The organism is Sorangium sp. So ce295, from assembly GCF_051527405.1.
Classification (GTDB): Bacteria; Myxococcota_A; Polyangia; order Polyangiales; family Polyangiaceae; genus Sorangium; species Sorangium cellulosum_B.
In genome coordinates this window covers 894,763-916,841 of record NZ_CP150324.1, presented here as the reverse complement: position 1 = coordinate 916,841, position 22,079 = coordinate 894,763, and the positions used below count along the sequence as shown (strand labels likewise).

Genomic DNA, 22,079 nt, shown 5'->3' with positions numbered 1-22,079 from the left:
CTCGGGATCGCGCGTCGTGCATTCTGCCGATAACGGAAGCGCTCTCCAAGGGATTTCTTCTGAAATTGAAGCCTTTTCGCCCAGTTACGCTTAGCCAAGCGGGATTGTCACCAAATCGTACGGTCGTCCTCACTTTCTCCGCCGCTTGTCGGTGGCAGCGGTCCACCGGGCCCTGCTCGCCGTGTCGCCTACGGGACACACCTCGCCCCTTCGATGGCGCTTCGCGCGATCGTCACCACCTCCCGCCCGCCGCTGCCCGCGGCGGCGGCGGGCGGCGCCACCGGCGACGCCGCCCGCTACCTCATCGGTCGCTCACGGAAATTCCTGCTCCACCGCCGCCGTGCCTGCCGCCCCCGCGTTCTCCGACACGTTGTTGCTGCCGCCAGGTCCGCCAGTGCCAGGCGTGCCGGGTTGCAGCATCGTCTGCCCTTCCTGCTTCACCGCCTCGCCTCGGTACGCGATCGCGAACGACGGCCCGCCGAGGCCTCCTCCTCCTGGACCACCGTTGCCTCCCTGGCCTCCCTGCCCACCAGCACACGCGTTCTTCGACCCGCCGACCCCCATGCCACCAACACCACCGAGCCCGCCGGATCCGCCCGGCTGGAGGTCGCCCCCCGCACCTCCCTTGCCCCCCTCGCCCGCCTTCAGGACGCAGTCCTTCAGCGTCACCTTCCCCTCCACGCTCGCCAGCGCGATGCTCGCTCCGCCGGCGCCGCCGCCTTGCCCGGGCAGCCCACCGCAGCCACCAGGCCCGCCGCTGCCTCCGCTCGCCCCAGCTCCCGGCATGGCCCCCGAGCAGATCGCCGCACCGCCCTTCGCGCCGCCGCCTCCGCCGCCGCCTTGCCCCGGCTTGCCCGGTCCGCCAGCTCCGCCGCTCATGCCCGCGTACCCCGACGAGTTCAGCGTGCCCGGGCCGCTCGCGGCAACGCCGGCGTCGCCGCGGGCGCCGTTGTCACCAACACCAGCGCCACCATTTGTGCCGCCGACATTGCAGTTCCAGCCATCGCCACTCTCTCCGAGTCCGCCAGATCCATTTCCCGCGCTCACTGGCGTTCCGATATCTCCGCCGGTGCCATTCAGCACATTTCCATCACCACCACCACCGCCGATCGACAGCCCCCCGCCGCACTCGTTGACCACTTGGGCGCCACCGGACAGCGTTGTGTCTGGACCCGGCGTGCCATCAACATCGCTGCACGCGTTCGTGCCGGCGTTCCCAGGCGACGCCTGCTCTGGTGCCTCGGGGTCCGCATCCTCTCCCTCCGCACCATCCGCTCCCTTGCCCGCGATGAGCTCGCACCGCGCCAGCTCAACCGTCGTTCCATCCACCAGCACCGCGATCGACGACGTGCCCGGTGCCTTGGCATCCGCTGCATGCACAGACACGTCCTCGATCCTCACGGACGCATCGCCCCGCGTCACCTTCAGCCCGATCTCCTCTTCCGCCGCTTCGGGGGGCGCCACGACCGTCTTCGCCGTCTCGCCGATCCAGGTCCAACCGTTCGCGCAGTCGAGTCCACCGAACACCGCCGTGCCCGCAGGGATCTCCGCCGCTTCTGCGAATGTCTCTGCGCACGCGTACACCGCGCTCTCCTGATCCGCCGCCCGCGCGATCGCCTCGCTCAGCGTCTTCACAGGGTCCGCCTTTGTCCCGGCGCCCTCGTCGTTGCCGCTCGCCGACACGAACACGCCACACGCGTCCCCTACCGCCTCCGTCGTCTCGCTCGGCACGCAGCTCGCTGGTGTCCCGCCACCGGTTCCAGCTTGAACGAAGTAGTCGCACGTCACCATCCGCTGGCAATTCCCTGTCACATCGAGCCACAGCGCATCACAGCCGCTGGCCATGATGGCGATCGCCGCAGTCGCCCATACCCGCTGCTTCGCTTGGATTCTCATCTTCTTCTCTCTGCAGCTCGTCACCAGACGCCAAGCAGGGTGACCCCTGCGCTTTGAGCCCCTACTTCAGGCAGTACGCGCAATGGCGCCGCCACCCGCGCCTTGGGCCGCGGCCACAGAGCATAAGTCACCGCGGCGACGGCAAGCACGCCTGACGCTGCAAACGCGACTCGTGCCCCATTGCCGAACGTTTCCTCGCGCGAACCTGCGTCATACAGCTCCGTGCAACGATCCACGAACGCGCTCGGCGGTCGCTTGCACTGCCCGCCTGCGTCAATGATCGCACTTCCCTGCGCGTCGACATCATCGCTCGCAGCATTCGACGCCACCGTCATCCCGATCCCCACGCCGAGCCCCACCACGCTCGCCGCGCCCAGCGCGATCGCCGGCACCCAGCTCTTCCCCGGCAGCGGCGGTGGCGGCTCTACCGGCGCCGGCGGCTGCCCCGTCACCGGCGCCCCCGCCCCCGCGAACGACGCGTTCGCCCCCCCCTCCGTCTTCACGCCCGCCGACGCCCGCGGCTCGGCTTTCGCCAGCGCCATCGACAGCTTCACCTCCGCCGTCGCTCCCTTCGCCACACTCACCGTCTGGCTCGCCGGCTCGTAGTCCAGATGCCTCGCCTCTATCCGGTGCTCGCCGGGGTCGACGAACACCTCTCCTTCCAGCGGCGCCCGGCCCACGCTCTTGCCGTCCACCAGCACCTCCGCTCCGGCCATGCTGATCGTCACCGTCACCGCACCCACCTGCGCCCGCGACTCCGCCAGCCACTTCTCCGCATTCGGCTTCAGCTTCGCCACACCCTTCAGCAGCGGCCAGTGTCTCAGCGCGAACGACAGGTACGTCGCTGCTTCCTTGTGCTTCTTCAGCTGGTACTCCGTGTTCCCGAGGTTGTACGCCACGTCGAACGTCGGGTTCAGCTCCCACGCCACCAGCAGCGCCTCCTCGGCATCTTGGTACTTGCGCTCCAGATAGAGCGACTTCGCTTTGTCGACGAGCGCCTCGGCCCGCTTCGTCGCGTCCGCGGCGCTGGCAGGCGCCGTCCCCGGCGCGACAGGCGGCGCCGCCGGCTGCGCGGCAGCGATGTCAGGGTCGGCCATCAAGGTCGCAACGGTCAGCACTACAGCAAGCGATCGGAAGTTCATCATCATGGCTCCACGCGGTCTCACTCCATCCATCCTTCGTCTTGTGGCCGCTCCGTGGGCGCCGGCGCGGCCGGAGTCTGCGGTCGATGCGGCACCACAGCCGTCGGCCGCGCGGGCACAGGCGACACCGGCGCTGGCGGCGCCGGCGGCGCTGGCGGTTGGCTCGCCGTCGCGGTGTCGTCGAGGCTTGGCTCGACCGCATCCGGCGCTGCCGGTGGCAACAGCTCCGAGGCCGCCGGCGGCGCCTGCGTGCTCGGCGCTGGCGCCCCGCTCGGCGGCGGCGCCGGCTCCGGCTCTTTCGGCGGCTCCTCTTGCCCCAGGATCCTCGCCAGCACGAACGGGCTGCTCACCGCGATCACCGCCAGCACCACCATGAGCCACGTCGGCATCCACTGCCGGCGCCCTCCAGTCGCCGGCGTCGCTGCCGGCGCCTTCGGCACCGCGACCGGCGGCGGTGTCACCGGCAGCAACGACGACGGCAGCAGCGCCTTGTCGATCGGCGGCAGCGCTCGGTCCGCCCACTGGCTCGGCGCCATCGCTCCCGGCTGCTGCACCAGCGCCCCCTGCTGCTGCACCGGCACGCCCTGCTGCTGCACCGGCGCCCGCTGCGGCGCAGCCGCGCCCCCGAACACCGGCACTCGCTGCGTCACCAGCGCGCCGTGCTGGTGCACCGGCGCGCCCTGCTGCACCGGCGCGCCTTGCGCCGCCGTGCGCTGCGCCGCCGTCGCGCCTTGCTGCAGCACCGGCACCTGCTGCGTCATCGCCGCCCCGTGCTGCGGCGCCCCCGCCCCGTACGCCCCTGCCTGCTGCGGCCCCGGCACCGGATACGGCGGCGGCACCGCCTGCACCGGCAGCGGCGTCCGCGCCGCTTGCCCCGGAAACGGCGGCGGCCCCGCTCGCTCCTTGGCCAGCGCAGGCACCACCGGGAACTGGAACAGCGGCTGCCCCGTCGCCTTCTGCTGCTGCATCTCCGACAGCGCGCGGTCAAGCTCCGGGTTGTTCTGCGCCTGCCGCAGCTTCTGCTCCGCAACCTCAGGATCCGCCTCGCGCCGGATGCTCTCGAGGTCCGGCAGGTACTGCCGGATGTCGTCGCTGTCCTTGTTGCTGCCCATCGAAGACCTCTCTCCTCAGCGACCACACACTAGAACGGCCTGCACCCCGCCGTGGCGCATGGCCCGGCTGGCTTCGCGCCCTGTTGCTTCGCAGGCGCGGCCGGCTTCGCCGGCGCCACCTTCTTCCGCTCCTCGATCACCCTCAGAAACGACGGCTTCTGACGCTTCGGCATCGGGTAGAAGTCCTCGTCGTCCTCCGTCTCCGCCGGCGCCGCCTTCACCCCCGCAGCTTTCGCCGGCTCTGCCTTCGCCGGCTCTGCCGCTGCCTTCGCCGCCTCCGCTTGCTCCTCGGGAGCAGGCACCTCGACCTCCGCTGCCGCCCCTGTCTTCTCCACGGCTCCGGCCTCCACCGCCGCCTCGGCCGCACTCGCCGCCGCGCTCGCCATCGCCTCCGGCACGGGCGCCGCCGCGCTCGCCTCGGGCGGCGGCGCTGCAGCCGCCGCGCTCTCGGTCGGCGCCGCTGCTGCTGCCGCCGTGGCGCTCTCGGCCGGCGCCGCCGTTGCCGCCGGCTCTCCTGTCACCGGCGCCGGCGCCGTGTCGCGCGCCGAGCGCAGCCCCAGCACCACCCCCACGCCCCCCAGCGTCAGCGCCAGCGCCACCAGCGGCGCCAGAACGTACGCTCTCGGCGCCCGCCGCGGCTGCGTCAGCAGCGCCGCCGGCGCCGGCGTCGTCGGCGTCTCTTTCCTCAACGCCTCCACCGGTCCCGCGCTCGGCGCCGTCACCGAGCTCGGCGCCGCTGGCCGCCCCGCGATCGGCGGCGCCGTTCCCGGTCGCGACGCTTCCGTCGCCAGGAGCTGCGGCGTCACGTACGGCAGCTCCACCTCCTGCGGCGGCGGCGGTGACGCTCGTCGTGCCTCCCTCAATGGCACCGCGTGCTGCGTCTCCATTACTGGCAACGGCGGCGGTCCACCATACCCCTGCGCCCCCGCGTGCGACGCCGGCCCGCCCTGCGCCTGCGGCATCGGCGGCGGCGGTCCCGCATACGCCTGCGGCAGCGGCGCCGGGCCTCCGTGCGACTGCGGCAGCGGCGGCGGTCCCGCATACGCCTGCGGCATCGACACCGGGCCTCCGTGCGACTGCGGCAGTGGCGGCGGTCCCGCATACGCCTGCGGCATCGGCACCGGCCCTCCGTGCGACTGCGGCAGCGACACCGGGCCTCCGTGCGACTGCGGCAGCGGCGGCGGTCCCGCATACGCCTGCGGCAGCGGCGGCGGTCCCGCATACGCCTGCGGCATCGACACCGGCCCTCCGGGCGACTGCGGCAGCGGCGGCGGTCCCGCATACGCCTGCGGCATCGGCACCGGCCCTCCGTGCGACTGCGGCAGCGACGGCGGTCCACCGTGCGACTGCGGCATCGGCACCGGCCCCGAGTAACTCCCCGCCCTCACCTCCGCCGGCGGCTGCGGCATCGCCGCCGCCCCCGCCGCTCGCTGCGCCATCTTCTCCGCCCACGCCCCGGACAGCTTCGCCGTCGACTCCAGCGCCTTCAGCGCCGGCAGCGGCTCCGTATGCCCCGCCCCCCGCCCTCGCGGCACCCTCGACGCCGGCGCAAACGGCAGCGCGCTCGCAGGCGCCACGAACTGCTCCAGCGGCGCCGTCTCCCCGTGCACCACCCGCCGCGCCCGCTTCTCGCCCTCCTGCCGCGCCTCCTCCGTCTCCTCCTCGCCTGCTCCGCCCTTCTCCTCCTCCACCGGCGCGCTGTCCTCCAGCGCCACCCCCGCGAACGCCGCCTGACGCTCCGCCTCCATCCGCTCCTGCGCCAGCCGCTGCGCCAGCACGTGCCCCGCAGGCACCGTCTCTCTCAACAGCCCCCGCAGGTCACGCGCCACGTCGTCGAACCTCGGATACCGCTCCTCACGGTCGATCGCGATGCACTTCGCCACCACCGGCCACACGAACTCCGGGCAATCCGGCACGATCTCGTGCACAGGCTCCGGCGCCGCCACGAGGTGCCCTGTCAGCGTCTCCTCCGCCGTCGCCGGCTCGCTGTCGTCCAGGAACAGGTGCTTCCCCGTCAGCACCTCGTAGAAGATCGCCCCGAACGCGTAGATGTCCGTGCGCCCGTCCGGCCTCGCCCGCTCCACGCGCTCCGCCTTCCTCGAGCTCGTGTACAGCAGCTTCACCTGCTCCGGAGAGATGTACCTCACCGTACCCACGTCCGGCAGATCATCGGTGTTCATCCCTCCGTCCGCGAACTTCGCTATCCCGAAGTCCAAGAGCCACACGTGCCCTTTCGCGTCCGCCTTCGTCCCCACCATGATGTTCTCGGGCTTCAGGTCACGGTGCCATATCCCCTTCGAGTGCACGAACGTCATCGCGTCCGCCACCTGCAGCATCACGTGCATCGCGCTCAGGAAGTCCAGCCGGTACGCCTTGTTCAAGAGCTTCCTCAGCGTCCTGCCCTCGAGGTAATCCATCACGATGTACGCCACGTGATCCGGCGACACCCCGGCCTTCCTCATCCGCACGATGTTCGGGTGCTTCAGCTTCGGATAGAACTTGCACTCCTGCCGGAACCGCCTCGCGAAGTCCTCTCTCTTCAGGTGCCGTGGCAGCATGCACTTGATCGCCACCACATCCTCCGAGTAGTCCTCCACTGCCTTGTACACCTCTCCCATCCCACCCGCGTCGATCACCTCCGTGATCCGGTAGTCAAGGAACACGTCCCCGGCCTTCAGCGCCTCCCGCGCCATCACCACACCCCCATCCCGCGAAGCACCAGCGCCGCGATCGCAGAGAACACCGCCGTGCTCGCGAGCGTCAGCCCCGCGAACACCCACGCGTCCACCGGCGCCGCCTCCGCCGTCACGCCTCCGCCGGCCCTCACCCCGCTCGTGCCCTCCGCCACCGCCTCGAACCACGCCCTGCTCTGCGGTCCCCACCCTGCCTCCGCCGCCGGCGCCCGCCCCGCTCTCCAGGTCCCTCCGCCTTCCGCCAGCTCCCCCGCGATCCGCTTCAGCTCCTCCCCGAACGCCTCCGCGCTCTGGAACCGCTCCTCCGGCCGCTTCGCAAGCGCCTTCAGCACCGCACGGTCCAGCTCCGCCGGGATCCGCTGCCCCGCGTACCGCGACGGCGGCGCCGGCGGCTCCACGACGTGCGCGCGCAGCACCCCCAGCGCGTCCTCGACATGGGCGAACGGACCGTGCCCCACGACCAGCGTATACATCAGCAGCCCCACCGCATACACATCCGCCCGCGCGTCCACCGGCTGGCACTGCGCCTGCTCCGGCGAGGCCGTCCGCGGCGTCCCCACGAGCAGCCCGGCCTCGGTCGGATACGCCGGCCCGTCCAAAGCAGGCGGCGCCCCCGGCGCCGCGCCGGCCAGGGCGCCGTCGAGCACCTTTGCGACGCCGAAGTCGAGCACCTTCGCGACCCGCGTGTCGCCCGGCGCCGCCGCCCCCGGCGCGCACAGGAACACGTTGTCGAGCTTCACGTCGCGGTGGATCACCCCCACCCGGTGCGCCGCCGCGAGCCCCGCCAGCACCTGCCGCACCAGATCGATCGCCTCGGCCACCGGCAGCGGACCGCGCCGCTGGAGCTCCTCCCCGAGCGTCCACCCTTCGAGCCGCTCCATCACGAAGTACGGGCGCCCCGACGGCGTCTGCCCCAGATCGAGCACCGACACCACGTGCGGCGACGAGACCGCCGCCAGCGCCCGCGCCTCCACCTGCAGCCGGTCCGCGAACCGCGGATCGTGCGCCAGCGCGCGGCGGACCAGCTTCACCACGACCCGCTTCCGGAGCGCGCGGTGCTCCGCCTCGACGACCTCCCCCATGCCCCCACGCCCGAGCACCCGGAGCGCACGGTAAGGTGTCCCTTCCAGCACATCCCCTGCGGCGCCGGAGGGCCCTGAGCTGTCTGACGTGCGGCGTGCCACCACCGGCGAGGTCTCCTGAGATGGAAATCACGACGAGGGGGCCCGTTCAGACAAAGAAAATGCACGGGCGATGTCGATTCCTGAAAAACGACGTTGATTCGAGGTGTTACCCCCCACCGAGGCCCGGCCCGCCGCCCGCCCCGGCGCACGGTCCAGGCTCGCCGCCCGCCGCGACCTCCCGGGGCGCGACAAATCGATCCCGGCGTGTCGCTTTCCTTGTCTGAACCGGCCAGCCCACAGTGATTTAGGAGAAGGAACGGGCGCCGCACGCACGCGGGCCCCCTGCGCGAGGTCCCATGACGCACGACGCTTCCGACCAGCACGACGACCTGGAGCCGCCCGGCGACGCCGATCCCATCGTGGAGGCCTGTCTCGCCGACGCGCTCGGCCCGTACCTCGGGGTGCTCTCCCCCGAGGAGCTCGAGGATTACCGCAGGTTCCTCACGGTCTTCATCACGACCCACCCGGCGGCGGCGCCGCTCCACGCTCGCTTGCGGGCGAAGGGCTACGTCCCGGCCGGGAGCGGCGCTGTGGCCCGCGAGGGCGGAGGCGCGAGCGAGGAGGCGGCGGCGCCCGACGACGGGACCTCCGGCGGGCGGCATTGATCAGGGACCGGCGTCCTCCTCCTTCATCTCACCCTCCGCGGGAGCGCATCATGGCGGCGCTCCCCCTCGCTCGCCGCGTCGCCAGGGCGACCGCGCGGATCTACGGCGTGCGGACGCGCCAGGGCATCGAGGACTGCGAGCAGACGGCCTACCAGGCCCTCCTGGAAGCCGGGCTCGGGTTCGATGAAACACGCGGCGTCCCCCTCGGCATCTATGCCTGGAAGCGGGTCGCCGGCGCCGTGATGCGGCAGCTGACCCGCGACGTGCCGATCCGGCGCGCCGGCGCCGCCGCCGCGCTCGACGCGGCCGAGTCGGTGCGCGACACCGGCGATCCGTTCAGCGACGACGACGACGACGCGTCGGGCCAGCTCATGGCCCATTGCCGGACGCTCGCCTTCACCCGCTTCGTCGGGGACACGGGCGAGCGGCTCAGGGCGCCCCCGGAAGACGCGCTCGCGCGCACACGCGCCTTCGAGGCGCTCGCCGGGGCGCTCCGCGGCCTCGACGAACGGGAGGCGCGCCTCATCGAGCTTCGGTACTGGCAGGAGCTCTCGTGGGCCCAGGTCGCCGCGGCGCTCGGCGTCCACGAGAAGTACGCGACCCGCATGGACGAACAGCTACGGAAACGCCTTCGGGGCGATCTGCAGGCGAGCCACGTCGAGGAGCCGCCGCCGAGCGAGGGGACCTGAAGAGACCTCCGCGCCGGACCACCCGCGCTTCCGGCGCAAAAGGCAATTACAGGCGATAACACCGTCCTCCCCCCGAGCCCCTCTCGAGCCGCGAATTGGCCGTAATTGAGCGGTAATCGCGCCGCGGCGCCCCTCCCGGACGCGCACTGGACCGACTCGAAATCTCGCGCCGCGCAAAAGAGCATTTACAACGCCCATCCTGCCTGGGAGCGTGACGGATGGTGCATTCCCCGGCGCGTCGCCGGAGGACAACCAAGGAGGCACCATGGCCCTCAAAGACCTCTCTCCTCGTCAAATGGTCCAGATCACCGGCGCCTGGCTCGATCCGGAGCGCGAAAGGCCTCGCCTCGCGTCGTTGAAGCGGTGTGCCCCGCTCATCGACGATATCGAGGAGGCGCACGAAGGCGTCTTGAAGTCGCACCGGCGGCAGAAGAAGGCGGACGACCAGATCTCCGAGATCCAGCAGAAGCTGGTCGCGACCGATCAGATCCATGATCGCAAGGCCCGCGGCGCCCATGCGGTGCTCACCGGCTTCGCCGATCTGGCCGACGATGCCGAGGACGCGGCGATCTACCTCGAGATCCGCGATCAGCTCTTCGCGGATGGGCTCAGGTTCATCGGGGCGAGCTACAGCGATGAGGCGGGCGAGGTGAAGCTCGCGCGCGACCGGCTGACGCCGGAGTCCAAGGCGGCGCTCAGGGCGCTGCCGACGCCGGGGGGCAACCTGCTCAAGGCGGTGCAGGCGTGGTTTGCCGCGGGCGACGAGCTCGGCAAGCTCGACGCGCAGCGGATCCACCTGCATGCGCAGGAGCGGCCGGATGGGGCCGACCCGCGCGGCGGGCAGCTCCGGGCGCGCAACCGCTGGATCAAGGTGGTGCGCAGCGTCCTCCAGATGCTGGAGCTCGAGGGGGCCGATGAGGAGACGGCGCGCCGTCTGCTCGCGCCGCTCCAGCGGGAGGCGGCCAAGGCCGAGCGCCGGCGCTCGGGCGGCAAGGAGGAGACCGAAGTGGAAGGCAGCGCGCCGCCCGACGCCGGCGAGCCAGCAATCGACGAGGGAGCCCCGGCGACCGGCGTGGATTGACGGGGCCGCCCCTCCGACGGGGCCTCCTGGCAGACTCGCTCCGTTAATCCCCCCTCCGACGGGGCCTCCTGGCAGACTCGCTCCGTTAATCCCCCCTCCGACGGGGCCTCCTGGCGAACTCGATCCGTTAACCACCCCCCTCCGACGGGGCCTCCTGGCAAACTCGATCCGTTAACCACCCCCCTCCGACGGGGCCTCCTGGCAGACTCGCTCCGTTAATCCCCCCCTCCGACGGGGCCTCCTGGCAAACTCGATCCGTTAACCACCCCCCTCCGACGGGCCCTCTTGACGGACTCCATCCATCAAGAGCCCCCTCCGCCACCCCCTCTCAACGGCGCGCATCCATCAACGCCCCCCTACGCCACCCCCTCACAAAGGATCACCTCTGTCTCCCCGCGCGCCGCGAGGCCCCTCACACGGCTCGCGCCCTTCGAATAGGCCGTCGCGCCTGCTTGACGCACCACGTCGGCGCTGCCATGACCGGCTCCCTCCGCCTCGGGCGTGCTGTTTCAGCCGCGCGCGCCGGGTCCACGCATGGGGCCGCCGGCCCGGCTGCCGCAGGCGTGGCGCGTCCTTGCCGAGGCGGACTACGCTCTGCGTTACCACACAGCAACAGGAGCCACCGAGCCGTGAAGATCCTCGTTCCGCTCAAGCGCGTCGCCGATCCGGATAACGCGAACAAGGTGAAGATCCCCGCTTCCGGGGACAAAATCGAGACGACCGGGCTCGAGTGGAAGCCGAACCCGTTCGATGAGTACGCGCTCGAAGCGGCGCTCCGCCTGACCGAGGACGGCAAGGCGCCGAAGACGCGGGCGGGCGAGGTCGTCGTCGTCACCTTCGGACCGAAGGAGACCGAGCAGACCCTCCGCGCCGCGCTCGCCACCGGCGCCGACAAGGCCATCCGGGTCGACGTCACCGACGACAAGCTCGACGGCGACCTCGTGGCCCGCGCGCTCAAGACGCTCGTCGAGCGCGAGAAGCCCGACGTCGTGCTGATGGGCAAGCAGGCCGTCGACGGCGACTCCAACCAGGTCGGCCAGATCCTCGCCGAGCTGCTCGACTGGCCGCTCGCCACGTTCGCCGCGACCATCAAGGAAGAGAAGGGCGCGCTCCTCGTCGGCCGCGAGGTCGACGGCGGCGTCTCCACCCTCCGCGTGCGCCTGCCGGCCGTCGTCACCGTCGACCTGCGCATCGTCGCGCCGACCAGCGTCTACTCCCAGAAGACGGCGCCCGCGTTCAAGTACAACGACGGCGTCCGCTTCGCGGCGCTCCCCGCGATCATGGCCGCCAAGAAGAAGCCCCTCACCGAGGTGAAGCTCGCCGACCTCGCCGCGGACCAGGCGCTCAAGGTCCAGTACAGCGCGTTCCAGCCGCCCCCCGCGCGCAAGGCGGGCATCAAGGTGAAGGACGTCAGCGAGCTCGTCTCGCGCCTCAAGAACGAGGCGAAGGTCATCTGACGGGACGCAGCAGGGACAAGACCGGACGCGACAAGAGGCCGAAGACATCGAGGGTGCCGCCGACGCGGACCCCGACCCGCAGCGGCGGGTCGTGCAGGAGGGATCATGGCTGACGTTCTCGTGGTGGCCGAGGCCGCCGATGGAAAGCTGAAGAAGACGACCCACTCCGCTGTCACGTTCGCGAGGCAGGCGGCGGCGGCGCTCGGCGGGACGTACTCGATCCTCGTGATCGGCGACGCCCTCGGCGACGCGGCCGCCGAGGCGGCGACGCTCGGCGCGGCCAAGGTGCTCGTGGCCCAGGCGAGCTCGCTGAAGGACTACGTCGCCGAGCGCTACGTGCCGACCGTCGCGGCGGCCGCCAAGGGCGCCGCCGTCGTCGTGGGCACCGCGAGCGCCTACGGCAAGGACCTGCTCCCGCGCGTCGCGGCGCGGCTCTCGGCAGGGTTCGCGAGCGACATCTCCGAGCTCCTCCCCGAGGGGAGCAAGCTCAAGTACAAGCGCCCCATGTACGCCGGCAACGCGTACGGCGTCTGCACCGTCTCGACCCCCGTCCAGGTCGTGAGCGTCCGCCAGAGCGCGTTCGCCGCCGCCGAGCCCACCGGGTCGACGTCGCCGATCGAGCAGGTCGCGGTCGTCCCGCCGAGCGCGGCGGCCGAGCGCGTCGAGTTCGTCTCCTTCGACCAGGTGAAGAGCGAGCGCCCCGAGCTCGCCGAGGCCAAGGTCGTCGTCTCCGGCGGCCGCGCCCTGAAGGAGCGCTTCAACGAGATCCTCGACCCGCTCGCCGACGTCCTCGGCGCCGCCGTCGGCGCCAGCCGCGCCGCGTGCGACGCCGGCTACGCCGCCAGCGACCTCCAGGTCGGCCAGACGGGCAAGGTCGTCGCCCCCTCGCTCTACGTCGCGGTCGGCATCTCGGGCGCCATCCAGCACCTCGCCGGGATGAAGGGCTCGAAGGTCATCGTCGCCATCAACAAGGACGCCGACGCGCCCATCTTCCAGGTCGCCGACTACGGCCTGGTCGCCGATCTCTTCGCGACCGTGCCCGAGCTCGTGAAGCAGATCCAGGCAGCCCGCAGCTGATCCTCGCGCGACCGACCCCGCCGGGGTGCACCTCGTCCGCCCTCCAGGGACGCGGGCGTACCCCGGCTCACCGGATGAGTCCGTCCAGCGAGGAGTTCACGTTCACGGGCGCGATTTCCGTGTCAGGTCGCGCACGTAGCATCTTGTTCGCGTCCTGCGGCCGTGGGATCCCTTGACCTCTATGCCCGAACGCCCGGACATGCCGATCGTCGCGGCGCTCGCGCAGGCGCGGGCATTGCTGTACGACACGGCCAGGACAACGGAGCAGCGGCGGCTCATCGGCCCGACGGTCATGGAGATCGACCGCGCGATCGTGAGCCTCGATCCGACCGCGAGCGCCTCCTTCGAGCTCACGCCGCTCGCGGCGTCGGTGCCGCCGGTCGACACGGAGATCGAGGCGCTGCGCCGCGAGGTCGAGCGGCTGCGCGTGATCACCCAGCACGAGCGCGGGCTCCTCGACGCGCTCCTCAGCGAGAGCCCGCACGGCATCATCGTCTCCGACAGCCAGGGCAAGCTGATCCTCCAGAACCGCGCCTCCGAGCGGATCTGGGCCGGCAGCTCCACGGCCGAGAACGTCGAGGGCTGGGGGCGCTACCGCGCGTTCCACCCCGACGGGCGGCCGTTCGAGGGCGGCGACTGGTCCATGGCGCGGTGCCTGTCGCGCAGGGAGACCGTCCCCGCGGAGGAGATCCACTTCCAGCGCTTCGACGGCACCCACGGGATGCTGCTCGGCAGCTGCGCGCCGCTCTTCTCGCCGGAGGGCGAGATGCTCGGCGCGGTGTCCATCTTCGCCGACATCACCCAGTTCAAGCAGCTCGAGGCGGACCTCCGGGTCAGCAAGACGAAGTTCTCGACCACCCTGAAGAGCATCGGCGACGCGGTGATCTCGACCGACGGCACCGGGCGGATCGACTTCATGAACGCCGTGGCCGAGACGCTGACCGGCTGGACGCTCGACGAGGCGAAGGACCGCCGCCTGTCCGATGTCTTCCGGATCATCTCGGAGCAGACGCGCCACGACCTCGACAACCCCGTCACCGAGGTGCTGCGCCACGGCGGCATCATCGGGCTCGACGACACCACGCTGCTGCTGCGCAAGGACGGCTCGGAGCTCGCGATCGACTCGAACGGCGCGCCGATCCGGAGCGAGGAGGGCGAGCTCGTCGGGCTCGTGCTGGTCTTCCGCGACGTGACCGAGAAGCGGCTCGCCGACAAGCGGCGCTACTTCATCGGCGAGGCGAGCCGGCAGCTCGCGCTGTCGGGCCTCGACTACGAGAGCACGCTGGCCAACGTCGCCCGCCTCGCGGTGCCGCACATCGCCGACGCCACGGTGGTGGACATCGTCGAGCCGGACGGCTCGCTGGGCCGGCTCGCGGCCGTGCACGCGAGCGACACGAAGAAGGCGCTGGGGCGGGATCTCCCGGCCCGCTACCCGACCGATCCCGAGGTGCCGCGCGCGGTGCACGCGGTGCTCCGGTGCGGCGAGTCGCTCCTGCTCCCCGAGGTCGAGGGCATGGCGTGGCAGCGCGCCGCGTCGCTGAAGCCGGGCAACGAGTGCTGGTCCGGCGCGCACGACCCGGCCTACCTCGCGCTGCTCCGGGAGCTCGGCGTCCGCTCGGCGATGATCGTGCCGCTGCGCGCCCGGGACCGGACGCGCGGGGCGATCACGCTGCTCTCGACCGAGCCGAGCCGGCGCTACACCGTCGAGGATCTCGCGCTCGCCGAGGAGCTCTGCAACTTCGCCGCGCTCGCGCTCGACAACGCCCAGCTCTACCGCGAGTCGCAGCAGGTCAACCGCGCCAAGGACGAGTTCCTCGCGACGCTCTCGCACGAGCTCAGGACCCCGCTCACCGCGATCCTCGGCTGGGCGCGCATGCTGCGGCAGGGCTCGCTGAAGCCGGACACGCACGTCCGCGCGCTGGAGGCGATCGAGCGCAACGGCACGCTCCAGGCGCAGCTCGTCGAGGACCTCCTCGACGCCTCCCGCATCATCACCGGCAAGCTGCGGCTCGACGTGATGCTGGTCGACCTGCCGCCCATCATCAACGCCGCCATCGACGCGGTCCGCCACGGCGCGGACGCGAAGGGCATCGAGCTGCTCGTGCAGCTCGACCCGAACGCGGGGCCGATCTCGGGCGACCAGACGCGGCTGCAGCAGGTGGTGTGGAACCTCCTGTCGAACGCGATCAAGTTCACCCCGCGCGGCGGCAAGGTGTCGATCCAGCTCGGCAGGGCCGAGGGCATGGCCCGCATCCAGGTGAGCGACACGGGCCAGGGCATCGTGCCGGAGTTCCTGCCGTATGTGTTCGACCGCTTCCGCCAGGCCGACAGCACGAGCACGCGGCCGCACAGCGGGCTCGGGCTCGGCCTTGCGATCGCCCGCCACCTCATCGAGCTCCACGGCGGCACGGTGAAGGCGGAGAGCGCCGGGGACGGCAAGGGCGCGACGTTCACGGTGGACATCCCGCTCGCGCCCCGGGGCGCCATCGCGGCGCTCCGGAGGGCCGACGGGCTGGTCCCCCTGTCCAACGAGCTGGAGCCGACGCTCCAGGGCGTCCGGGTGCTGATGGTCGACGACGAGCCGGACGCGCGGGAGCTCGTGACCACGGTGCTGGAGCGCAAGGGGGCGAGCATCACCGCGGTCGCGACGGTCGACGAGGCGCTGTCCGCGATCGAGCGCGAGAAGCCCGACGTGATCCTGAGCGATCTCGGGATGCCCGGTGAGGACGGCTACAGCCTGATCCGGCGCCTGCGCGCGCAGAGCCCCGAGCAGGGAGGGCGCATCCCCGCCGCGGCGCTGACCGCGTACGCGAGCGCCCAGGACCGCACCCGCGCGCTGCTGGCCGGCTTCCAGTCGCACGTGCCCAAGCCGATCGAGGCGTCGGAGCTAGCAGCCGTGATCGCCAACCTGGCCGGCCGCACCGGCTAGGACCGCCCACGCCCACCCCAACGTCAACGTGGTCGTGGACGTCCACGTGGACGTGGACGTCAACGTGGTCGTGGACGTAAACGGCCAGACGTCAACGTAGACGCCCCCCGGCCAGGAAGCCCCCCCGCTTCCCGTCGGCACGCCCAAACGACGAAGGGCGGCCATCAGGCCGCCCTTCGTGGATCCCCAGATGAACTGAGTCGGGGCGAGAGGATTTGAACCTCCGACTCCTCGGTCCCGAACCGAGTGCGCTACCAGGCTGCGCTACGCCCCGTTCGCTGCCCCAAGAGCAACGCCCGCTGAACAGCGGGCGCGCAACATCGCCAAGAGCGAGCCGCTTGTCAATACGAAATGATCACGGCTCCACCGCTGCACCGCGGGCGCGCACGGTATCCCCGGGAGCGCCCGCGCGCCGCATGAGCGCCAGATGACAAAAAGCGGCAAGAATTCGCTCACTTCGGGGTCGCCCCGGCGCCCCGGACGTTTCACGAAGCCAAGAATCGTGGGAGCGCAAGAAAAATGTCCCGTCCTAACTTGCTCAGGCCGTGTTAAAGTGTCACTGGAATCCCGATGTTGCCGAAAGGAAGCAGAGAGCGAGGCGTCTGGTGCGCCGGTGAGGGCCTCGCCCCCTGCTCGCGCAACTTGAGCAGGGGACCGCACGGGCGGCCCCTTCCAGAACGGACCAGGGCGACCGGCCGGCTCCGGCGGTCGTGACGTGAGAGGAGGAACAGGTGGCAATTGAGCTTCCCGCTGTACGCATTCTGATCGTCGACGACGACCGCGCGATCTGTGACTACATGCAGACGCTTCTCGAGCGCGACGGGTACCAGGTCAAGACGCTGGGCGACCCCACGACCGTGGAGGAAGAGGTGCGCACGGGCGGCTATCACCTCATCATCCTCGACCTGATGATGCCGAAGCTCGACGGCATCGAGGTGCTCAAGCGCATCCGCAAGGTCGACAACGACATCGCCGTCGTCATCTTCACCGGCTTCCCCAACCTCGAGAGCGCCGTCGCGTCTATGAAGCTCGACGCGGTCGATTACATCAAGAAGCCGTTCAACGTGGACGAGTTCCGCGAGGTGCTCGCCCGCGTCATGCGCAAGAAGGGCCTCGCGCGCACGCCCGAGGAGCAGCTCCACCGCGTCATCGGCGACACGATCAGGAACCTCCGCAAGGACAAGGACCTCACGCTGAAGCAGATGGCGCGCCGCACGGGGCTCAGCGTGTCGCTGCTGTCGCAGATCGAGCGCGCCGAGTCGTCGGCGTCCATCTCGTCGCTCTACAAGATCGCGGTCGCGCTCGAGTCGCGCATCCAGGACCTCTTCGGCCACTACTGATCCGCTCGCCGATCGGCGACGCCTGGCCCGCCGCGCGCCCAGCGTGGACAGCGTGGACGCGCGCGCGCCCGGGCCCAGCGCCGGCTCAGCGCCGCGCGCCGCGCTCGATCGCCGCGTCGAGCTCGTCGAGCGCGAGGCCGGCGATCGCCTCGACCCGCGCGCCCGACGTGTCGAAGACGATCACGTACGGCAGCTTCGAGATCTCCTTCAGGTACCGCCGGGCGAGCGGGCTGTCCCAGTCGACGATGTCGAGCTTGCGGTACGCGACGTCCTTGCGGGCCTCGAGCACCGTGACCATGTGCGCGTCCAGCTTGCGGCAGGGCATGCACCAGGCCGCCACGAAGTCGATGACCGTGACCTTGCCCGGGACGATCTGGGCGCCGAGGTCGGGGATGTCCGCGCCGCCATCCTCGATCGTCCGGGCGTCCGCGCCCTCTGGGAACGTCGCCCAGCCGAGGTACTGCCCCTGGCCGGCGCCGAGCACCGCCTCGAACCCCTCGTCGGCGGCGAGCCGCTTCACCGTCCCCGCGACGTCGAACGACCGCGACGCGGTGACGGAGATCTCGGCGCGGCGCCTGTCGAAGGCGGCCGAATAGACGCCCGGGCGCTCGCGGAGATCCGCGACGAGCTCGGCGCCGCACGCCTCGCAGTCGATCTTCCGCAGCGAGACGACCGTGGTGCGCGCGCCCTCCGGGGCGGGCTGCGCACCGCCGCAGGCAGCCGCAAGGCTGCCAAAGGCGACCAGCCAGCCGCCGCAGGCAGTCAGCCAGCCGCCGCGGGCAGTCAAACCGAGGGCCGAAGAGAGGGCGTTCGCGCTTCGCACCGCGTCCTTCGAGGTACCTTGCCCGCCTTCTCCGCGCGGCGCAACGTCGTGTAGGCTGGGCCGCGATGAGCTCCGTCGTGACCCGCACCCTGCCGGCCGATCACGTCACGCCGGTCCGCGCCTACGCCGCGCTCCGCGCCCAGTCGCCGGGCCGGTCGTCGTTCATGCTGGAGTCCGCCCTGCCCGGCGAGCGCTGGGGCCGCTACGCGATCCTCGGTTACAGGGCGCGCGCCGAGACCCTCCTCCCGAGCGGGTTCGACCCGTTCGCGACGCTCGCGGACGGGCTCGCGCAAGCCTCGGCCGCGGACACGCGGAATGCGCCGGACGCACAGGGCACGGCGCGCGACCTGGCGGCCCGCGTCTGTCAGGCCTGGGTCGGCTTCCTCGCGTACGATGCGGTGCACCTGCTCCTCGGCGTCGAGCCGTGGCCCGACGAGGCCTACCTCGGACGGGTCATGAAGGACGCGACCGTCGTCGTGTTCGACAGCGTTGCGCAGACCATGACGATCGCCGGCCAGTCGCAAGGCGCCGTGAGCCGATGCGCCTGGGAGCTGTCGCACGGGCCAGAGCAGATGAGCCTCCCCGCGCTCGATCCGCACGCCCTGCCAGAGCACGTGGAGACGCCGGTGGCCGACGAGGACTTCGCCGCGAAGGTGGCCGCCGCGCACGAGCGCGTCGCGGCCGGCGAGGCGAAGGAGGTCGTGCTCGCCCGCAGGTTCCGAGCCCCGCTGCGCGGCGCGGATCCGTTCGACGTGTACCGGGCGCTGCGGGTGCTCGCGCCGTCGACCCACCTCTACTTCCTCGACTTCGCGGAGTCGCCGTTCGCGCCGGGGCTCACCGTGGCAGGCGCGTCGGGCGAGACGCTCGTCCGCGTCGAGCGCGATCCATCGGCGGGGCCGAGCGCGGGCGACGCGTCGCCCGTCGAGGCGCTGCGCGCCGCCTTCGCGCGCGGCAGCGCGGTCGGCGCGCCGGCGGCGCATGCGAGCGGCGTCAGCCGCCGCCTCGAGGTCGGCCCGCGCCAGATCTACGGCGGCTCGGTCGGGTACTTCGGGCCGGAGGGCGCGGAGATGGCGCACACGCTCGGCGCCGTCTGGGTCGAGTCGGGCTACTTCGAGACGATGACCGGCGCACGCATCGGGAACGGGAGCGACCCGCGCGCGGCGTCGGAACGGACGCGCGGCGACGCGCGCGCGGCGCTGTCGGCGATCCGCGCGGCGCAGGAGGCGCGCAAGGCGAGCGACGCGGCCGCGGAGAAGAGGGCCGCCGCCGAGAAGGCCGCTGACGACGACGCGGTCCGGAGCGCGTAGCGCGCAGCGCTCAGTCGTGCAGCAGGCTCTGGCGCACGCGCGCGCCCGTGGGGGCCGCCCCCGTGGCGGTGCCTGGCCGCGCGAGCCGCGACGAAGCGGTGGCCTGGGGCGCGGTTGCCGCCGCGCGGGCGCCGCGCTGAGGAGGCTCGGGAAGCGCCGGCCGAGCCGGCGGCGAGGCGATCGCCTCGAGCGCTGCGGCGCGCGCCGCCTGCGCCTTGCCGGCGGCGAGCACCGCCGTGAGCACGGCCGCCCTGGCGCCGGTCGCGGCCATCGCGGGCCTCGGGCGCTCGGGCCGCGTGAGGGTCACGAACGTCGCGACGCCCATCAGCGCGACGAGGCCGGCGGGGAGGAGCCAGCCCAGGCGCGCAGGCGCCGCGAGACCGCGCAGCACGTTGGCGCTCTCCGCGCCGAGCAGCGTGTCCGGCGGCGTCGTGCGGCTCGCGGTCGGCGGCTCGGAGCCGGCCTCCGGCCCCATGATGGCGCGAGGGGCCGCCGCGTTCCCCTGCGCGAACGCCGCGACCGGCGCCCGCACCGAGGCGATCCCGGAAGCGCGCGCCGACAGGGGCGGGCGCTGGAGGCCAGAGGAGGGAGGCGGCGCGTGCTCCGCGATGCGAGCGAGCGACGACACCATCTCCTCGACCGAGCGGAAACGCCGGGCCCGGTCGCGCGCGAACGCCTTCTCGAAGAAGCCGTCCAGCGCGGCAGGCAGCCTCGGCGCGAGCCGCGTCGCGATGGGCACCGGCGCGAGCAGGATCTTCGAGGCGACGACGCTGGCGATGTCGCCGGGGAACGGGAGGTGACCGGTCACCGCGCGAAACAGGATCGCGGCCAGCGACCAGAGATCGGTCTGCGCGTCGAGGGTCCGCTCCGCACGGATCTGTTCCGGGCTGAGGTAGTGGAGCGCGCCCGCGCTGATCTCTGCCGCGATCTCGCCGACGAGCCGTGGCGCGACCGCCCTCGGGAGGCCGAAGTCGAGCACCTTCACGACCTCCTCGTCGCCCTCCAGCGCGAGGAAGAGGCTCTCCGGCCGGAGGCCCTGGTGAAGGAGGCCCGCCGCGTGGGCGGCCTGCAGGGCGTCGCCGGCCTGCGCCGCGACGCGCGCGGCCTCGTCCAGCGAGAGCCGGCCGCGCCGGACGAGGCGCGCCGCGAGATCCTCGCCGGAGAGCAGGTCCATCGCCAGGTAGACCACGCCATCCTCGGTGCCGTGATCGCGCACGCTCACGACGTGCCGCGACGAGAGCTCGGCGGCGGCGCGGACCCAGCGGTCGAGCCAGAGGATCTCCCCCGTGGCGCCGGCGTCGGGGTCGAAGAGCTTCAGGGCGACGCGAACGCCCAGCTGGAGCTCGCGCGCGGCCCAGACCGAGCCGCGGTCGCGCGCGATCCGCGCGAACGGACGCGCGAGCTGCCTCTCCAGCAGATACTTCCCCCCAACGATGGTGCCCGGTGAGATATCCATGGGTTACCTGAGCCTCCTCCCCCACCGTAAAGTTGCACATACGCCATGCGGCGCAATTTGGCGTTGCGGGTCGCTGCACGGTTTGCCTGTGCGACCGCCTCGACCGTGCAGGCGGCGGGAGCGTTCGCACCGCCCGCAGCGCGCGGGAAGAGGCGAGTCGTAGCGTGGAGCACAAGGAGCCTGTCCCGGTTGGGGCGGAACTAGGGTGCTGAGGGCTGCGGGTCGGGCGAAAACCGGAGCGGTACGACGAAGCGCAGGTCGCCGCCCTCCGGCGCCGGGAACGTGAGCGCTCGCGCGCGCCGGAGCACGCAGCGGGTGAGCCGTTCGTCCGGGAAGCGCGACTCGGCCTCGAAGGCCTCGTCGACGGCGCCGCTGTCGGTCACGTGGAAGCGGATCGCGAGGCGGCCCCAGAGCGCCGGCGCGCCCGCGAGGGCCTCTTCGTAGCAGCTCCGCCACGCGGGCAAGGCCTCGGCCAGGGCCGCGGAGATCGCGTCCGGCGGGAGCTCGCCCGGGCCAGGAGCGAGGACGGACGGCGGAGGCTCGACCGGCTCGTCGCCCGGATAGACCTGCAGCGTGGCCGTGACCGTCGAGCCGGCCTTGGCCCTGGGGAGCGGGAGCGACCGGGCGCGCGCGGTGAGGCACGAGACGACGTCCGGCGCGGAGAGCGTGGACGAGGTGGCGCGCGCCCCCGTGACCTTGCCGGCGCGGCTCACCGTGAGCCGCACCGTGGTCTTGCCGTGCAGCGTCGGGTCCCGGTACGCGCGCAGGCGGTAGCACGAGTAGACGTGGATCCAGAGGTGCCGCCGGGCGATGCGCTGCACCTCGCTCGCCTTGAGCGGACCCTTCACGTGGTCGATGTCCACGATGATCCTCGGCAGCGGGTGCCCCTCGGTCGGAGGCGGCGGCGCGGGGGGATCCCCCCTGCCCCCGGCGTTCCAGCGATTCTGCTCCGCCACCTCGGCCTGGCCGCGAGGGACGAGGTGGCGGCCGAGCTTGTAGGGCGGATCGATCGCGATCGAGGGCCCCTGCGAGGCGCCTCGCGCGTCGCCCTCGGCGGCCGCCGCGGACGGGTCCCCGAGGGAGGCGCCCGGCGCCGCAGGCGAGACCGCCGGAGGCGCGGCCAGGGCGCGCGGCTCAGTGGAGGAGGCGGCAGGCGCCAGGGCGTCCACTCGCCGGGGCGGACGCCCTGGCTGGGCGGCGGCCGCGGCGGAGAGGCCGGCGGCGCGCGAGGCTGGGCGCGGCGGCGCCGGCGAGGCGCACGCGGCGAGCGCGATGGCCACGGCGAGGA

At 72.2% G+C, this 22,079-nt stretch carries 16 protein-coding genes and 1 tRNA gene; 8 read left to right on the top strand and 9 right to left on the bottom strand.

The window, feature by feature from the left end; genetic code table 11:
- Window positions 1-312: 312 nt before the first annotated feature.
- Genes WMF11_RS03440 through WMF11_RS03420 form a run of 5 tightly spaced genes read right to left on the bottom strand, consistent with a single transcriptional unit; the run spans window position 313 to window position 8,030 of the window.
- Window positions 313-1,896, bottom strand: a complete 1,584-nt coding sequence (locus WMF11_RS03440; RefSeq protein ID WP_437976401.1) for a PGRS family protein — start codon at window positions 1,894-1,896, stop codon at window positions 313-315.
- Between the two features lie 20 nt (window positions 1,897-1,916).
- A complete protein-coding gene (locus tag WMF11_RS03435) occupies window positions 1,917-3,044 on the bottom strand; it encodes a PEGA domain-containing protein (RefSeq protein WP_437976400.1) in 1,128 nt (375 codons plus the stop codon).
- A gap of 14 nt (window positions 3,045-3,058) precedes the next feature.
- Window positions 3,059-4,150: a hypothetical protein gene (locus WMF11_RS03430; protein WP_437976399.1), complete on the bottom strand. Its 1,092-nt coding sequence runs from the start codon at window positions 4,148-4,150 to the stop codon at window positions 3,059-3,061.
- Window positions 4,151-4,179: 29 nt separating this feature from the next.
- The gene (locus tag WMF11_RS03425; protein WP_437976398.1) at window positions 4,180-6,843 is read right to left on the bottom strand and encodes a protein kinase domain-containing protein; all 2,664 of its coding nucleotides are present in this window, start codon (window positions 6,841-6,843) and stop codon (window positions 4,180-4,182) included.
- Window positions 6,843-8,030 (bottom strand): serine/threonine-protein kinase, encoded by a 1,188-nt coding sequence (locus WMF11_RS03420; RefSeq protein WP_437976397.1) that lies wholly within the window; start codon window positions 8,028-8,030, stop codon window positions 6,843-6,845. Before WMF11_RS03420 ends, WMF11_RS03425 begins: the two co-directional genes overlap by 1 nt.
- A 293-nt stretch (window positions 8,031-8,323) precedes the next feature.
- Between WMF11_RS03420 and WMF11_RS03415 the strand changes: the two genes are divergently transcribed.
- The 6 genes from WMF11_RS03415 (at window position 8,324) to WMF11_RS03390 (ending at window position 15,865) form a co-directional block, all read left to right on the top strand.
- Complete coding sequence (locus tag WMF11_RS03415; protein WP_437906965.1) at window positions 8,324-8,632, top strand: hypothetical protein; 309 nt, start codon at window positions 8,324-8,326, stop codon at window positions 8,630-8,632.
- Window positions 8,633-8,682: 50 nt separating this feature from the next.
- Window positions 8,683-9,321, top strand: a complete 639-nt coding sequence (locus WMF11_RS03410; RefSeq protein ID WP_437976396.1) for a sigma-70 family RNA polymerase sigma factor — start codon at window positions 8,683-8,685, stop codon at window positions 9,319-9,321.
- 265 nt (window positions 9,322-9,586) lie between these two features.
- Complete coding sequence (locus tag WMF11_RS03405) at window positions 9,587-10,402, top strand: hypothetical protein (protein WP_437549433.1); 816 nt, start codon at window positions 9,587-9,589, stop codon at window positions 10,400-10,402.
- Between the two features lie 629 nt (window positions 10,403-11,031).
- Window positions 11,032-11,859, top strand: coding sequence for an electron transfer flavoprotein subunit beta/FixA family protein (locus tag WMF11_RS03400; RefSeq protein WP_437549430.1), 828 nt, complete (start codon window positions 11,032-11,034; stop codon window positions 11,857-11,859).
- 105 nt (window positions 11,860-11,964) lie between these two features.
- Complete coding sequence (locus WMF11_RS03395) at window positions 11,965-12,936, top strand: electron transfer flavoprotein subunit alpha/FixB family protein (RefSeq protein WP_437976395.1); 972 nt, start codon at window positions 11,965-11,967, stop codon at window positions 12,934-12,936.
- 181 nt (window positions 12,937-13,117) lie between these two features.
- A complete protein-coding gene (locus tag WMF11_RS03390) occupies window positions 13,118-15,865 on the top strand; it encodes an ATP-binding protein (RefSeq protein WP_437976394.1) in 2,748 nt (915 codons plus the stop codon).
- A 200-nt stretch (window positions 15,866-16,065) separates the two neighbouring features.
- Here WMF11_RS03390 and WMF11_RS03385 read toward each other — a convergent pair.
- A tRNA-Pro gene (locus tag WMF11_RS03385) sits at window positions 16,066-16,139 on the bottom strand.
- 457 nt (window positions 16,140-16,596) lie between these two features.
- Here WMF11_RS03385 and WMF11_RS03380 point away from each other — a divergent pair.
- Window positions 16,597-17,205, top strand: a complete 609-nt coding sequence (locus WMF11_RS03380) for a response regulator (protein ID WP_012233257.1) — start codon at window positions 16,597-16,599, stop codon at window positions 17,203-17,205.
- A gap of 85 nt (window positions 17,206-17,290) precedes the next feature.
- Here the strand turns inward: WMF11_RS03380 and WMF11_RS03375 are convergent, their stop codons facing one another.
- The gene (locus tag WMF11_RS03375) at window positions 17,291-18,028 is read right to left on the bottom strand and encodes a TlpA family protein disulfide reductase (RefSeq protein WP_437976393.1); all 738 of its coding nucleotides are present in this window, start codon (window positions 18,026-18,028) and stop codon (window positions 17,291-17,293) included.
- A gap of 65 nt (window positions 18,029-18,093) precedes the next feature.
- On the opposite strand from WMF11_RS03375, the gene WMF11_RS03370 reads away from it, so the two are divergent.
- Window positions 18,094-19,335 carry a chorismate-binding protein gene (locus tag WMF11_RS03370; RefSeq protein WP_437976392.1) on the top strand — a complete coding sequence of 414 codons (1,242 nt, stop codon included), beginning with the start codon at window positions 18,094-18,096 and terminating at the stop codon, window positions 19,333-19,335.
- Window positions 19,336-19,345: 10 nt separating this feature from the next.
- Here the strand turns inward: WMF11_RS03370 and WMF11_RS03365 are convergent, their stop codons facing one another.
- Both WMF11_RS03365 and WMF11_RS03360 read right to left on the bottom strand, forming a co-directional pair.
- Complete coding sequence (locus WMF11_RS03365) at window positions 19,346-20,791, bottom strand: protein kinase domain-containing protein (protein ID WP_437976391.1); 1,446 nt, start codon at window positions 20,789-20,791, stop codon at window positions 19,346-19,348.
- Window positions 20,792-20,991: 200 nt separating this feature from the next.
- Window positions 20,992-22,071 (bottom strand): AgmX/PglI C-terminal domain-containing protein, encoded by a 1,080-nt coding sequence (locus WMF11_RS03360; RefSeq protein ID WP_437976390.1) that lies wholly within the window; start codon window positions 22,069-22,071, stop codon window positions 20,992-20,994.
- Window positions 22,072-22,079: the final 8 nt, after the last annotated feature.